This window comes from Pseudomonas sp. AC252 (genome assembly GCF_979258105.1).
Window position 1 is genome coordinate 444501 of the sequence record NZ_OZ409837.1, and the last position, 14909, is coordinate 459409.

13 protein-coding genes and 2 pseudogenes are annotated in these 14909 nt (G+C 59.5%); 9 read left to right on the forward strand and 6 right to left on the reverse strand.

Annotation, left to right across the window (positions count from 1 at the left end; all coding sequences use genetic code 11):
- Positions 1-9: 9 nt before the first annotated feature.
- Complete coding sequence (locus ACZZZ4_RS02095; RefSeq protein ID WP_463547147.1) at positions 10-1065, reverse strand: MBL fold metallo-hydrolase; 1056 nt, start codon at positions 1063-1065, stop codon at positions 10-12.
- A gap of 210 nt (positions 1066-1275) precedes the next feature.
- On the opposite strand from ACZZZ4_RS02095, the gene ACZZZ4_RS02100 reads away from it, so the two are divergent.
- The 3 genes from ACZZZ4_RS02100 (at position 1276) to ACZZZ4_RS02110 (ending at position 4249) form a co-directional block, all read left to right on the forward strand.
- Positions 1276-1884 carry a TetR/AcrR family transcriptional regulator gene (locus tag ACZZZ4_RS02100; protein WP_110602421.1) on the forward strand — a complete coding sequence of 203 codons (609 nt, stop codon included), beginning with the start codon at positions 1276-1278 and terminating at the stop codon, positions 1882-1884.
- Positions 1885-2116: 232 nt separating this feature from the next.
- The gene (locus ACZZZ4_RS02105) at positions 2117-3436 is read left to right on the forward strand and encodes a methyl-accepting chemotaxis protein (RefSeq protein WP_463547148.1); all 1320 of its coding nucleotides are present in this window, start codon (positions 2117-2119) and stop codon (positions 3434-3436) included.
- Positions 3437-3535: 99 nt separating this feature from the next.
- A complete protein-coding gene (locus tag ACZZZ4_RS02110) occupies positions 3536-4249 on the forward strand; it encodes a CTP synthase C-terminal region-related (seleno)protein (RefSeq protein WP_463547149.1) in 714 nt (237 codons plus the stop codon).
- 154 nt (positions 4250-4403) lie between these two features.
- Here the strand turns inward: ACZZZ4_RS02110 and ACZZZ4_RS02115 are convergent, their stop codons facing one another.
- Entirely contained in the window at positions 4404-4730 is a 327-nt protein-coding gene (locus ACZZZ4_RS02115; protein WP_463547150.1) for a DUF2025 family protein, read from the reverse strand.
- Between the two features lie 220 nt (positions 4731-4950).
- Between ACZZZ4_RS02115 and ACZZZ4_RS02120 the strand changes: the two genes are divergently transcribed.
- Together ACZZZ4_RS02120 and ACZZZ4_RS02125 are read left to right on the forward strand one after the other, a co-directional pair.
- Positions 4951-6078: a glycerophosphodiester phosphodiesterase gene (locus tag ACZZZ4_RS02120; RefSeq protein ID WP_463547151.1), complete on the forward strand. Its 1128-nt coding sequence runs from the start codon at positions 4951-4953 to the stop codon at positions 6076-6078.
- A gap of 157 nt (positions 6079-6235) precedes the next feature.
- A complete protein-coding gene (locus ACZZZ4_RS02125; RefSeq protein WP_039758030.1) occupies positions 6236-6541 on the forward strand; it encodes a PepSY domain-containing protein in 306 nt (101 codons plus the stop codon).
- A 182-nt stretch (positions 6542-6723) separates the two neighbouring features.
- Here the strand turns inward: ACZZZ4_RS02125 and ACZZZ4_RS02130 are convergent, their stop codons facing one another.
- Together ACZZZ4_RS02130 and ACZZZ4_RS02135 are read right to left on the reverse strand one after the other, a co-directional pair.
- The gene (locus tag ACZZZ4_RS02130) at positions 6724-7491 is read right to left on the reverse strand and encodes a methyl-accepting chemotaxis protein (protein ID WP_430981868.1); all 768 of its coding nucleotides are present in this window, start codon (positions 7489-7491) and stop codon (positions 6724-6726) included.
- 117 nt (positions 7492-7608) lie between these two features.
- Positions 7609-8526, reverse strand: a pseudogene (locus ACZZZ4_RS02135) (methyl-accepting chemotaxis protein); the annotation flags it as partial.
- 95 nt (positions 8527-8621) lie between these two features.
- On the opposite strand from ACZZZ4_RS02135, the pseudogene ACZZZ4_RS02140 reads away from it, so the two are divergent.
- Positions 8622-9643 (forward strand): annotated as a pseudogene (locus ACZZZ4_RS02140) (transporter).
- A gap of 217 nt (positions 9644-9860) precedes the next feature.
- On the forward strand, positions 9861-11474 hold the full coding sequence (locus tag ACZZZ4_RS02145; protein ID WP_415761739.1) for an inorganic phosphate transporter: 1614 nt from the start codon (positions 9861-9863) through the stop codon (positions 11472-11474).
- 114 nt (positions 11475-11588) lie between these two features.
- Here ACZZZ4_RS02145 and ACZZZ4_RS02150 read toward each other — a convergent pair whose 3' ends face one another.
- A complete protein-coding gene (locus tag ACZZZ4_RS02150; RefSeq protein WP_463547152.1) occupies positions 11589-12485 on the reverse strand; it encodes a LysR family transcriptional regulator in 897 nt (298 codons plus the stop codon).
- A 120-nt stretch (positions 12486-12605) separates the two neighbouring features.
- On the opposite strand from ACZZZ4_RS02150, the gene ACZZZ4_RS02155 reads away from it, so the two are divergent.
- A complete protein-coding gene (locus ACZZZ4_RS02155; RefSeq protein ID WP_463547153.1) occupies positions 12606-13364 on the forward strand; it encodes an SDR family NAD(P)-dependent oxidoreductase in 759 nt (252 codons plus the stop codon).
- A 119-nt stretch (positions 13365-13483) separates the two neighbouring features.
- On the opposite strand, the gene ACZZZ4_RS02160 is transcribed toward ACZZZ4_RS02155, so the two are convergent.
- Positions 13484-13921: a multidrug/biocide efflux PACE transporter gene (locus ACZZZ4_RS02160; RefSeq protein ID WP_463547154.1), complete on the reverse strand. Its 438-nt coding sequence runs from the start codon at positions 13919-13921 to the stop codon at positions 13484-13486.
- Between the two features lie 88 nt (positions 13922-14009).
- On the opposite strand from ACZZZ4_RS02160, the gene ACZZZ4_RS02165 reads away from it, so the two are divergent.
- A complete protein-coding gene (locus tag ACZZZ4_RS02165) occupies positions 14010-14864 on the forward strand; it encodes a LysR family transcriptional regulator (RefSeq protein WP_463547155.1) in 855 nt (284 codons plus the stop codon).
- Positions 14865-14909 lie beyond the last annotated feature (45 nt).

The window sequence follows — 14909 nt, forward strand, 5'->3', positions numbered from 1 at the left end:
GCGAACGCGTCAGGCGTTCTGCACTAGCGCCTCCCCCTCCTCTTCAACCGCCATCCACCACGCACTCCCCCGTTGTGGATGCGCAAGGCTGAACGCCTCCCCCATCCGCGGTGTGGTAATCGCAATACTGCGTTCCCATGCAAGCGCAAGGATGCGGTCAAAAGGTTCGTGCCAGGCGTGCATGGCCAGGTCGAAGGTGCCGTTGTGGATCGGGAAGAGCCAGCGGCCCTTGAGGTCGATGTGGGCTTGCAGGGTTTCTTCCGGTTGCATGTGCACGTGGGGCCATTCGACGTTGTAGGCGCCGGTTTCCATCAGGGTCAGGTCGAACGGGCCGTATTGTTCGCCGATGCGTTTGAAGCCGTCGAAGTAACCGCTGTCGCCGCTGAAAAAGATTCGTGTGTCGGCGTCGATCATCACCCATGACGCCCACAGCGTGCTGTTGCCGTCGAACAGGCCACGGCCGGAGAAGTGCTGCGATGGGGTGGCGATGAAGCGGATACCGGCGATTTCGGTGCCCTGCCACCAGTCGTACTGGCGCACCTTGCTGGCGTCGATGCCCCATTTGATCAGGGTGTCGCCCACGCCGAGTGGAGTCAGGAAGTAAGTGGTTTTGGCGGCGAGTTTGAGTACCGCTTCGTAGTCGAGATGGTCGTAATGATTGTGCGAGAGGATCACCGCTTCGATCGGCGGCAGCTCCTCAATGCTGATCGGTGGTTGGTGGAAGCGTTTCGGACCCGCCCATTGCACCGGCGAGGCGCGCTCGGCGAACACCGGGTCGGTGATCCAGAATTTGTCGCGCATCTTCAACAACAGCGTCGAGTGCCCCAAGCGGTAAACGCTGTGATTGGGCGCTGCGAGCAGATCTTCGCGAGTAAGCGGCTGCACAGGAATGGCGGCGCTCGGACGGGTGTCGCGCGGTTTGTGGAAAATCATGTTCCACATGATCCGCAGCATTTTGCGTATGCCTTCGCGCTGAACCGGGGCATGATTGCGAAACAGCCCTTGATCCTGTCGAGAGGCTTCAGGCGTGGGAGTGTTATCCGGGAGAGAGACTGGATTGGCCATGACTGAACGACTCCGAAAAACCGTGTGCTGCACGGTATTCCACGGGAAATGAAAATGGCCAAGCTGCACGCAAAGGCCAAACGCTCTGGTTTGTAAGGTGCGAGGATTAACGCAACATTACACTGAGCGGTGTAGTTTCTAGGTTGCATCAAAGCCGACGCCAAGTAAACTGCCGAGTGTAATTTCATTCCTCTCTGCCGAAGCCCGCTCATGACCGCTCCACAACGCCTCACTGACCGCAAACGCGAAGCCATCATCCAGGCGGCGATCGCCGAATTCCGTGCCCACGGGTTCGAAATCACCAGCATGGACAAGATCGCCGCCACGGCGGGGGTGTCGAAGCGGACGGTGTACAACCACTTCCCGAGCAAGGAAGAGCTGTTCGCCGAGATCCTTAATCAGCTGTGGGCGCGGATCATTGCCGAGCCATCGGTGAGCTACGACCGCGAGCGACCGCTGCATGAGCAGCTGCGCCTGATGCTGCGAGAAAAAGTGCAGATGATGGCTGACGAGAATTTTCTCACCCTCGCCCGGGTGGCGATTGCCGCGACCATTCATTCCCCTGAACGTGCGCAGAACATGATCGAGCGCATGGGCGAGCGCGAGGAAGGCCTGACCGTCTGGATACGCGCGGCGCAAGCCGACGGACGGCTCAAGCCGGTGGATCCAGAGTTTGCCGCGCATCAAGTGCAGGGGTTGCTCAAGGCATTCGCGTTCTGGCCGCAGATCTCGCTGGGTCGCGCGGCCCTTGATCCAGACGCGCAGAATGCAGTTGCCGAGTCGGCGCTGGAGATGTTCCTGGCACTGTATCAGCGGTGAATCACCGACAGCGTCGAGCCGCGTACAACTAATTTCACAAAAAGTTATACAAACTCGCGAAAAATTCCTTTCTTGTACAACTTTATTAAGTTTTGTATAAGTAGCCATCTGCCAGTAACGGAACGCTGGCATTGAGCAGCCACCACCGAATGCCGTCTGTGCATTTCGGTCTGCCGGCGCAGGAATAGGGACTGAATCCTTTTGATTTTTCCCACTCCCGAGTATCGCAAGCATGTTTTTCAACCGCCACAAAGCCGCCCTCGAAGATCTGCAACACACCGTTTTTGACCAAGCTGCAATGCTCGAAGCAATCAACCGTTCGATGGCGGTGATCGAATTCGATCTTGATGGCGTGGTGTTACGTGCCAATGACAACTTCCTCAAGACCATGGGTTACACCGCTGCCCAAGCGATCGGCCAGCCGCACCGGCATTTCTGCACGCCAGAGTTCGGTCGCAGTGCCCAATACACCGAGCTCTGGTCGCGCCTGAAAAACGGTCAGTTCCAGTCCGGCACTTTTGAACGAGTCAACAGCCAAGGCCAGCCGATCTGGCTCGAGGCCAGTTACAACCCGATCAAGGATGCGTCGGGACGGGTAATCAAAGTGGTGAAGTACGCCATGGATGTCACCGCCAAGGTGCAGCAGGAGAACGAGGCCAACGCCAAGCTGCAGGCGATCGATCGCGCGATGGCGGTGATCGAGTTCGATCTCGACGGCAACATTCTTACCGCCAACCAGAATTTTCTTACCCGGATGGGTTACAACCTCGCGGAGCTCAAGGGCCAGCATCACCGGTTGTTCTGCACCCCGGCGCTGGTCAACAGCAGTGCCTATCAGGATTTCTGGCGGCGCCTGAATCAGGGCGAGTTCTTCCACGGGCAGTTCGAGCGTGTGGATAAACGCGGCCAGATCATCTGGCTGGAGGCCAACTACAACCCGGTCTACGACGCTTCGGGTCGCTTGTACAAAGTCGTGAAGTTCGCATCCGACGTCACCGCCCGCGTCGAACAACACGAGCAGGACGCGCGCAGCGCCAGCACCGCTTATCACATCTCGGTGGCGACGCGAAAAGTCGCCGAGCAAGGTACGCAGGTGATTCAACAGGCTGCCAGCGAAATGCGCGAAATCGCCGAGGACATCAGCCAGTCTTCAACTCTGATCGCGCAACTGGGCGAACGCTCTGAACAGATCACGGCCATCGTCAACACCATCCGCGCGATCGCCGATCAGACCAACCTGCTCGCCCTGAATGCTGCCATCGAAGCGGCGCGCGCCGGTGAACAGGGTCGCGGTTTTGCCGTGGTGGCCGATGAGGTCCGGCAACTGGCGGCGCGCACCAGCGGCTCCACAGCGGAAATTTCTACCATGATCAGTCTGATCCAGAGCGAAACACGGCAGGCGATCAAGAGCATGCAAGGCACCCGCGACCGCGCCGCAGAAGGCGTGGAATTGGCCAATCAGGCCGGCACGGTGATTCTGCAGATTCGCGATGGCGCCAGTGAGGCGGTGGATGCGGTGAGCATGTTTGCCAATGAGCGGGTGTCGGGGTGATAGCGGTAGTCTCAGTCACCAGGTAAAACTCGGGATAGTGGGATGGCAATCACGCGATCTATAGTGACTGCCATCCGTCAGCAAGCGCAGGGAAATCCCATGGAAAATCGCGCCATTCGCATCGCCCTGGTTGGTGATTACGACCCCCAAGTCACCGCCCACCAAGCGATTCCGGTTGCACTCGGCCTGGTCGCCGAACACCTGCAACGCACCGTGCAGTTCGAGTGGCTGGCCACTGAAGAGATCGGCACCGACACTGCGCTGACTCAATTCGATGGGTTCTGGTGTGTACCCGCCAGCCCTTATAAAAGTGAAGACGGTGCGCTACGCGCCATCCGCTTTGCCCGCGAGCAAGGGCGACCTTTCCTCGGCACCTGTGGCGGTTTTCAGCATGCGGTTCTGGAATATTCGCGCAATGTTCTAGGATGGGCCGACGCCGAGCACGGCGAAACCTCGCCAGAATCCGAACGCGCTGTACTCACGTCGCTGAGCTGCTCGCTGGTTGAAGCCATCGACGTCATTCACCTCCAGCCCGGCTCGTTGATCGCCAAGGCGTACGAAAAGTCTGAAATTGAAGAAGGCTATCGCTGCCGCTACGGGGTGAATCCGCAGTTCGAACAGCATTTGATGAGCGATCAGCTACAAGCGGTAGGCCGTGATTCAGCGGGGGATCTGCGCGCTATCGAACTTAAAAGTCATCCGTTTTTCGTCGCCACGCTGTTCCAGCCGGAACGCGCCGCCCTCAAGAACAAAACTCCGCCGCTGGTACGGGCATTTGTGAAGGCTTGTGTGAATTCCACTGTGCCGGGTTGAATGCAGGTGTGAGCTGAACCTTGAACCTAGCGATGTCTAAACCGGCCTCTTCGCGGGCAAGCCCGCTCCCACAGGTACAGCGTGCTCTTCAATACAATGCATAAACTGTGGGAGCTGGCTTGCCAGCGAATGGCCATTAAGTCACCGATCCACCTCAACCGCGCACCAGACTCCGAACCGCCACAATCTCCGGCACTTCAACCTTGCTCATGTAAACCCGTAACGGTTCGGTGATGTTGATCCGGTCGTCGATGTGTTGATCGAGCATCAGCTGAATCAATTCGCGCTTGAGGGTCATGGTGGTTTCCGACGCCTTCGCCCAGACGAATTCACTGGCCGGGATGATGCCGTCGTCGGCCACGTCCATGCCGAATGAATCTTCGCTGAAGCGCACGATGTACTGGCCGGTCTTGCGGTTGAGGCCGACCAAGCCTTTGAGATCGTCGGCGGCCTGGCAGATGAGTTGGGAGGTGATGCGCATGGTAAACCTCACGAAAGATGATCGATGGTTTACACGCAGGGCAATGTAGCGGCGCGCCCTCTGCCGGGGCGTCAGCCGAGGGCAAGCGTACTGCAAACAGCGCCACAAAAGTGCAGGAAATTTCCGTTTTGCGCGGTTTATGTCGGTCTGGCGATAGCCCTGCGGCGCGTCAATTGTTAAAAGGTACGTCTCGAAAAAAACCTGCGAAAGGAACTCGACCATGCCTGCCACTTTTACCCGAAGCGCTCTGGTGCTGAGTCTGTTGTTCGGCCTCGGTCAGGCGCACGCCGCCAGCCATCCCGAGCCCAAGGCAATCGCTGCCGCCCATGGCATTCCGCATCCGGCAGTGATCGCCCACCGTGGCGCGTCGTTCGATGCCCCGGAATCCACCGCTGCGGCCTACAAACTGGCCCGTGACCTCGGCGCCGATTACCTGGAAATGGATTTGCAGCGCAGCAAGGACGGCGTGCTCTTCGCCCTGCACGACGACAACCTGCAACGCACCACCGACGTCGCCAGCAAATTCCCCGAGCGCAAGGACAGTCCGGCCACCGCGTTCACCATGGCCGAACTGAAAACCCTCGATGCCGGCAGCTGGTTCAACACCAAATACCCTGACCGCGCACGCCCCTCCTACGCCGGGCTGAAAATTCTCACCCTCGATGAAATCATCGACATCGCCCGCGCCAACCCGCAGCACAAGCCGGGCCTGTACATCGAAACCAAAGAGCCGCAGCTGTTTCCCGGCATCGAACATGACCTCAAGGAAAAACTGCAGGATCGCGGTTGGCTGAGCCCGGCCGGTTCGAAACTGGCGAAAAGTGCGCTCGGCGTCGGTCAGGGCAAAGGCAAGGTGATCCTGCAGACCTTCGATAAGAACAGCCTGCAATTGCTGGAAAAGGAAATGCCGCAAGTGCCGAAGATCCTGCTGTTGTGGGTCGGCGAAGGCAGCATCGAGCCTAAATCCGCCGTGACGTTTGCCGCGTCCGGCGAGAAAGACAAAAACGTGTTCTACGGCAAGCAGGAACCGAAGTCGGAAGCTGAATTCAAGCAGTGGATCGACTACGCCAAAGCTCAGGGCGCGATCGGCACCGGCCCTTCGGCGAAGCTGACTCAGGGTGGTGATCAGAGCTACTCCGACCTGGTGCAACCGTGGATGAATCAGTACACCCACGACCAAGGCATGCTGGTGCACGTTTATACGGTCGACGAGCCGGTGGACTACGAGAAGGTCATGGCGGCGGGTGTCGACGGCATCTTTACTAACCGCGCCAGTGAATTGTTGAAGTTTTATAAGCGTCCGGCTGTTGGCAGTGTTGACGAGGTTTTGAAGAAGAACGGTTTCTGACTGGTTATCGAGTCGCCTGCTTCGCGAGCAGGCTCGCTCCCACAAAAGAGCAGTTTTATCGCGAAGCAGAGATTTAAGGGTGAGTTAAGTTGCGCTGGTTAATCTGAACCCACTTACACAGATCAACCACTTCAACGCACTGCCAAGGAATGAACCGATGAAAACTTTGACTGCCCTGTTTACCGCCGCTGCCCTGACCCTCACTGCTGGCCTGGCTCAGGCTGATGTTCGCATCGACCAAGTGCCGCAACTGGTCAAGGACGGCAAGATCAAGTCGCTGGAATCGATGAACGCCGAAGCACTGAAATTGCACCCGGGCGCAACGATTACCGACACCGACCTGGATAACCACTTCAACGGTTATGAGTATGAAGTTGAACTTAAAACCGCTGATGGGAAAGAGTTCGACGTGGACTTTGATGCCACCACCGGTAAAGTGCTGAGCAACAAGCAAGACACTTGATAGACCGCTGTTAAAGAGCCGCACGATTGAAAGATCGTGCGGCTTTTTCATGCCTGCCGTAAAACATGTGGGAGCGAGCCTGCTCGCGAAAGCGGAGTGTCAGCGACATCAATGTTGACTGTTCCACCGTTATCGCGAGCAGGCGAGGACCTACGAAAGTTGCCGGACGCTTGAACTCGCAATCAAGCACTCAACCGCGCCGTCACCTCATTCAACTGCCCCGACAACCCATGCAGGTTCTGACTGGCACTTTCGGTGCGCTGCACGTTGTCCAGGTTGGTACTGGCGATCGCCGTGATTTCAGTCAGGTTGCGCGAGATATCTTCGGCCACCGACGTCTGTTCTTCTGCTGCCGTGGCGATCTGACGGTTCATGTCGCGAATCGCCTCCACGGCCAAAGTGATGCGCTCCAGCATCGCGCCAGCCTGGGTCACTTGCTCGACACTTTCATCACTGCGTGCCTGTCCGCTCTCGATAGCCTGCGCGGCATCCACCGCGCCGGTTTGCACGTTCTGAATGATCTGGTTGATCTCGATGATCGACTCCGCCGTGCGCTGCGCGAGGTTGCGCACCTCGTCGGCGACGACGGCAAAACCGCGCCCGGCCTCACCCGCGCGTGCCGCTTCAATGGCTGCGTTGAGGGCCAACAGGTTGGTCTGCTCGGCGATGCCACGAATCACTTCCAGCACCTTGCCGATACGACCGCTGTCGGTTTCCAGGCGACGAATCACCGTGGCGGTGTTGGCAATTTCACCGCGCATCTGGGTGATCGAGTGAATGGTGGTCTGCATGACCTTTTCACCCTGCTGCGCCGACTGATCGGCATCGTCGGCAGCACGCGCGGCATCGGCGGCGTGACGGGCCACTTCCTGTGCCGTGGCGGACATTTCGTTCATCGCCGTGGCTACCTGATCGGTGCGGCTGAATTGCTCGCTGGTGCCGCCGGCCATGGTCGTGGCAATGGCATTCAACTCACCGCTGGCGCTGTCCAGATTGCTCGCGCTGTGCTGCAACCGAGTGAAGGTGTCCGCGAGAAAATCGCGCAAGGTGTTCGCAGCAGCAGCGAGGTTGCCCAGCTCATCGCGACGCTCGCTGACTACGCGCTCGGCCAACTGGCCACGGCTCAAGCGAGTGACGTAATCGATGAGGTTGCGGATCGGCTCGATCAGGTTGCGGCTGACCAGCCACAGGCTCAGCAGACCGATCAGCAAGCCTGACGCGAGCATCACCAACAGGCCCAGCCACACGGTGCGATCAGCGCTGGAACTGATCAATGCCGATTGCGCGGTGCCCTGCTCGCGCAGCTCGGCGACCAACGCGCTCATCTGTTCACTGGTGGCGCGGTCGACGCCTTTGACCGCAGCGTCGCCGGCGCTCGGATCACCACCGGCAGCCACGTAGGCATCGCGGCCCTTCTGGTAGGCAGCACCTAACTGGCGATGCTCTTCGCGCAAGCGTTCGATACGTGATTTGAGATTGGCCTCGATACCCTTCTGGCCGGCCAATTCACCGAGAATGTTCTGCACGTCGCGCTGGCGATCCTCGAACTGGCTCCAGTATTTCGCCAGATCTGCCGGTTGCTTGCCGCGCAGCAAGACGTTTTTCCACTCCTGCACCTGCACTTTGAATTGCAGGTTGGCTTCATCGATCAGTTGCGAAGTGTGCAACGGGCCAGCAATCAACTGGCTGTAGCTTTGCACGCCGTTGGAGAGGAAATGAAAGCAGGCCAGCGCGATCAACAGCATCGCCAGCAGACTGCCGCTCAGCAGGGCGAGAATTTGCGCTCTCAGGGATTTTTGCAGCATTGCAAGGTACTCGAAGCAGGGATGAGGCACGCCCGGGCGGACGTGAGAAATGGCCGGACTTCCCTGTCGTCGCACCGTGGCAAACGCCAATGGCGCGCAACCTAACTCACCTGAGATCGGCGCGCCAGAGCCTTCCTTGAGAAACTTCCGACAGCCGGTAAGGCATTGATTTGACGTCATTTTGCTGTCACAAAACGGTCACGTGAGCTTGCGATGATGCCGCCCAGGTGAACCTGAAAATCCTGCCCCAGACACCCTCCTCGCAGCGAGCCGCCATGAACCACAGCCTCGATATCAGTCATCGCGACCCGGACCTGTTTGGCTTGCTCTACGGCTTTCGTTTTCTGCCCGGTGAGCGTGGTCGGGAAATCGATTCGGCGACGGCTTTGCGCTGTTTGCAGGACGGCAGTGACAGCGGCGAATTCCTCTGGCTGCACTTGAACCTAGCCCATGCCGCGTGCGAGCGCTGGATGAAAAGTCATCTGCAATTGCCCGAGGAGTTTTTCGAAGCGCTTCACGAAGGTTCGCGTTCGACGCGCATCGAGCATGTCGATTCGGCGCTGCTGGCGGTGGTCAACGATGTGGTGTTCAACCTCAGCAGCATGGTCTCCTCCGACGTGTCGACGCTGTGGGTCTGCGTGCGCAGCAAACTCATCGTCAGCGCGCGCCTGCAACCGCTGCACTCCGTGGACAAGTTGCGCTCGTCGGTGAAGGCCGGCGAGTGCTTTCGCTCGCCCTCGGAATTGCTCGTGCACCTGCTGCGCGATCAGGGCGAAGTGCTGACGCAGATCGTGCGCAAGACCAGCCTGAGTGTCGATCAGGTCGAAGACGAATTGCTCTCTTCGCGTCTGTCGACCAACCGCGCCGAACTCGGCGCCAATCGCCGCGTGCTGGTGCGGCTGCAACGGCTCCTGGCGCTGGAGCCGGGTTCGCTGCTGCGCCTGCTCAATCGTCCGCCGCCGTGGTTGCAGAAGGAGGACGTCAAGGAGTTGCGCAAATCCACCGAGGAGTTTGCGCTGATCATCAACGACCTCACCGCCCTCGGCGAACGCATCAAACTGTTGCAGGAAGAAATCGCCGCCAACCTCAACGAACAGAGCAACCGCACGCTGTTCACCCTGACGGTGGTGACGGTGCTGGCCTTGCCGATCAACATCATTGCCGGTTTTTTCGGCATGAATGTGGGGGTGTGCCGCTGTCGCAGGATCCCCATGGGTTCTGGGTGCTGGTTGCGTTGGTGGCGACATTCACCGTGATTGCCGGACGCTGGGCGTTTCGCAAGCGTGGGGATTATTGAGCTCTTGCCATGATCGTTCCCACGCTCTGCGTGGGAATGCATCAGGTGACGCTCTGCGTCACTGGGACGCGGAGCGTCCCGGGCGGCATTCCCACGCGGGAGCGTGGGAACGATCATGGTCAGACTAATAAGACAAACACTGACCTGCCGCAGTCTCTCCGTAACATTCTGCAACGATCATGGACGACATTCCTTCCCTCGCTCAGGATTGTTCGCCATGGCTACGCCTTCACTGACCGCCAGCCCTGCGTCCGCCGCCAGCGGCAGGCCGGCGCTCGACAAGAAACCCGGTCCGTTCACCTACGTGATCTTCTTCGCCGTGCTGGCCATGGGCATGCTGTTCACCGCCTACAGCCTGATGCACGACATGCACGAACTCGGCACGGTCGTCACCACGTGGACGCCGTTTCTGCTGCTCGGCGTGGCGCTGCTGATTGCGCTGGGTTTCGAGTTCGTCAACGGTTTCCATGACACCGCCAATGCCGTCGCGACGGTGATCTATACCCACTCGCTGCCGCCGAATGTCGCGGTGGTCTGGTCGGGCTTCTTCAATTTTCTCGGCGTGCTGCTGTCGAGCGGTGCGGTGGCGTTCGGCATCATCGCGCTACTGCCGGTGGAGTTGATTCTGCAGGTCGGCTCGTCTGCCGGTTTTGCGATGATCTTCGCCCTGTTGATCGCGGCGATCCTGTGGAACCTCGGCACCTGGTGGCTGGGTTTGCCGGCCTCCTCTTCGCACACGTTGATCGGCTCGATCATCGGCGTCGGCGTGGCCAATGCCTTGATGCACGGCCGCGATGGCACCAGCGGTGTCGACTGGGCACAGGCAACCAAAATCGGTTATGCGCTGCTGCTGTCGCCGCTGGTGGGTTTCGGTTGCGCTGCGTTGTTGCTCCTGGCGTTGCGCGCTTTCGTCAAGAATCGCGCGCTGTACAAAGCGCCCGAAGGCAATGCCCCGCCGCCGTGGTGGATTCGCGGTTTGCTCATCGCCACCTGCACCGGCGTGTCGTTCGCTCACGGCTCCAACGACGGCCAAAAAGGTATGGGCCTGATCATGCTGATTCTGGTCGGCACCTTGCCGATGGCCTACGCGTTGAACCGCACCATGCCGGAAGAACAATCGCTGCAATTCGCCGCCGTGGCGCAAGTTACCCAGCAAGCGCTGGTGAAAAGCGCGCCAATGCCGGCACCTGCCGATCCGCGTCCGGTCCTTTCCGATTACGTGCGCAGCAAGGAACCGACGCCGCAACTGATCCCCGCCCTCGCCGCCCTGACCGGGCACATCGGCGAGGAAGTCAGAGGCTACGGTTCGCTGGCGAAAGTCCCGGCCGAAGCCATGGGCAACGTGCGCAACGACATGTACCTGGCCAGCGAAAGCATTCGCCTGATGGACAAGAACAAGGTCGGTAACTTCGATGCCGACACCAGCAGCAAATTGCAGCTGTTCAAACAACAGATCGACAACGCTACGCGGTTCATTCCGCTGTGGGTGAAGATCGCCGTGGCCATCGCACTGGGGCTCGGCACCATGGTCGGCTGGAAGCGCATTGTCGTGACCGTCGGCGAAAAGATCGGCAAGACGCACCTGACCTACGCCCAGGGTGCCTCGGCGGAAACCGTGGCGATGCTGACCATCGGCGCAGCCGACATGTTCGGTTTGCCGGTGTCGACGACCCATGTGTTGTCATCGGGCGTGGCCGGGACCATGGTGGCCAATGGTGCAGGATTGCAGATGCGCACGATCCGCAATCTGCTGATGGCCTGGGTGTTGACCCTGCCAGCGGCCATTTTGCTGTCGGGCAGCCTGTATTGGCTGTTCACCCAAATCTTCTGACCCTACACAGATCCCCTGAGCTGCCGAAGCTGCGATCTTTTGCTCTTGTTTTTACAAATCAAAGCCAAAAGATCGCAGCCTTCGGCAGCTCCTGCACAGGGTTGCATTCCGAAGTCAGAGCGTCGAACGAACCACATCGCCGAGCCAGTCCATGAACACCCGCACCCGCAGCGGCAAATGCCGTTGTCGGGCATACAACAATGAAATCGCCATCGGCGGTGCGGTGTATTGCGGCAGTACGGTTAGCAGTTCGCCATTTTCCAGATGCGGCTGCATGCCGGTGCGCGGTACTTGCGTCAGGCCGAAGCCACCCAGGCACGCCGCTTCATAGGCATCGGTGCTGTTGACCGTGACACTGCCGGCCATCGCCACGCGTCGCACCTCGCCGCTGTCCTCATAGACGAACCCTTCCGAACGCGAGCCCAGCACGCCGACGTAATGCACCAGCCGATGCTGCGCCAGATCTTCCAGGGTCTGCGGCACGCCGTAGCGTTGCAGATAAGCGGGACTGGCGCAGTTGACCATCGGGAAGTCGCCGAGATGCCGGGCGACCACCGACTGATCCGGCTGCGCGCCGATGCGCAACACGCAGTCGAAGCCTTCGCCGAGCAGATCGACGCGGCGATCGGTGCTGCTGATTTCCATCTGCAGATTCGGATGGCGATCCATGAATTCCGGCAGACGCGGCATGATCAGCCGTCGCGCGAGAATGTTCGGCATGTCGACCCGGATGCGCCCGGTCAGCGACGCCTCGTCCTGACGAAACAGCCCTTCAATTTCATCCATGTGCGAGAGCAGATCCTTGCTGCGCTCATACAGCACCAGTCCATCCTGCGTGGCCTGCACCTTGCGCGTGGTGCGCTGCAACAGCCGCGTACCGAGCAAGGCTTCGAGTGCCTGCACTTGCTCGGACACGGTGGAGCGCGGCAGGCCGAGGCTTTCACCGGCGAGGGTGAAACTCGACAGTTCGCTGACCCGGACGAACGTCCGCAGCAGTTCCAGTTTGTTCATGGCAAGCCCCGTGATTGTTCGGCTGAACCGATCAGTGATTCCGCTTTTGCTGTGTTTATCACCTCAGGGCGGATAAATAAACTTCTTCTATCCCCACTCAATGCAATCGAGGAAGTCAGCATGAATCGCAAAATCGCACTGATCACTGGCGCCAGTCGCGGCCTGGGCCGCAGCGCCGCCCTGCACCTCGCCGCGCAAGGCATCGACATTATCGGCACCTACAACAGCCGCGCCGACGAGGCCCAAGTGCTGATCACTGAGTTGCAGGCACTTGGCGCGAAAGCGGCGATGTTGCAACTGGACGTCGGCCGCAGCGAGAATTTCGCCACGTTTGCCGAACAGGTTGAACAAGCACTGGAGGAGACTTTTCAGCGACAGCGCTTTGACTTCCTTATCAACAATGCCGGAATTGGCGTGCACGCGCTATTCAGCGAAACCACGCCGGAGCAGTTCGATCTGCTGATGAACGTGCAGTTCAAAGGACCGTTCTTCCTGACTCAGCAACTGCTGCCGCTGATCAACGACGGTGGGCGCATCGTCAATGTCTCCAGCGGCCTCACCCGCTTCAGCCTGCCGGGGTACGGCGCTTATGCGGCAATGAAAGGTGCGATGGAAGTGCTGACCCGTTATCAGGCGAAGGAGCTGGGCGCGCGGCAGATTGGTGTGAACATTCTGGCGCCGGGTGCGATTGAAACCGATTTCGGCGGCGGCACAGTGCGCGACAACAACGCTGTCAACGCGATGGTCGCCAGCAACACCGCGCTGGGTCGCGTCGGGCAGCCGGATGACATTGGCGGTGCATTGGCGCTGCTGCTGTCAGAGGGGGGACAGTGGATCAATGGCCAGCGGGTCGAGGCGTCTGGCGGCATGTTCCTCTGACCTCAACCAACAGACTGTTTGTGGCGAGGGGATTTATCCCCGCTGGGCTGCGGAGCGGCCCCAAAATCGGGTCTGCTACGCAGCCCAACGGGGATAAATCCCCTCGCCACAGGTTTATCTCAGCTTTCATATGCGCGGCGGGCCATGAAGCGCTCGCGCAGCACGTCATAACCCCAGTGGTAGACATAGGTGTACGGCAGGAAAAACAGCAGCACGCCAATGTCGAGCAACAACGCCTGCCACAGGCTGACCGACAGCCACCAGGCAATCAGCGGCACGCCCATCACGATCAGCCCACCTTCGAACAACAACGCATGCACAACTCGCACCCAGGCGTTATGCGTCATATTCATCCGCGCCAACGCACGGTCGAAAAAACGGTTGAACACCACGTTCCACGCCAGCGCCAATAGCGCAATCAGTACGGTCACGGCGCCCATGTCGAGCAGCGGCTTTTGCATGATCCATGCAAGCAGCGGCGTACAGATGAGGATGGCGAGAAATTCGAAACCGATAGCCTGGAAAACACGTTCGGTGATGGACTTGTGGGCAGTCATGGCCGACTCCTTGTTTGACGATGGTTGCCATGATCCGACCGAATCCCGATACTTCATAACCAATAACCATCGATCGAGGCGATAGTTCATGGCTTCGCAGGAAGTGCTGTTGGCGTTTGTCCAGGCAGCGACGCAAGGTTCGTTTTCCGCAGCGGCGCGTAAATTGGGCCGCAGTCAGTCGACCATTAGCGCGGCAGTGGCAAGCCTGGAGATCGATCTGGACCTGCAGCTGTTCGACCGCAGCAGCCGCAAGCCCACGCTCACCCCCGCCGGCCACGTCATGCTGCAAAAAGCCGAGGCGATTCTGGCTGCCACCAGTCGTCTGGAGATGAGCGCGCGGCAATTGGCTCAGGGCGTGGAACCGAAGCTGACCGTGGCTATTTCCGATACCTATCAGTCGTATCGTTTCGAGGCGGCGCTGGTGGGTTTCGAGCAGCGTTATCCGGAGCTTGAGCTGGAATGCCTGATTGCCGAATGCGATGACCTGATCGAACTGGTCCAGCGTGGCCGAGCGCATTTGGCCTTCGCGGAAATGCAGGACAACTACCCGCCGGATCTGGTGACCTCGACTGTGGCCGAGCGCACGGAGATTGCCCTGTTCGTCAGCCGCGAGCATCCGTTGGCCAAGCTTGAGCATGTCGATCAGCAGATCCTCGAGCAACATCGTGAGTTGCGTCTGGCGACCATCGTCAATCCGTATGACAGTCGCGGCAAAGGCCGGGTGTGGTCGGCGCCGAGTTATCTGATGCTGCTGGAGATGGCTGAAAAAGGCTTTGGCTGGGCACCGTTGCCGAGGTGGCTGGTGCAGCGTTATGCCGCTGATTTGCTGATGGAGCTGGACGTGAGGGGCTGGCCGAAACCGGTGTTTGTCGATGCCTTGTGGTCACGCCTGTATCCGCCGGGGCCGGCGGGGAGCTGGTTGCTCAGCAAGATGCTGGAATAAGCGGTGCTGCCATTCGCGAGCAGGCTCGCTCCCACAATTGAAACG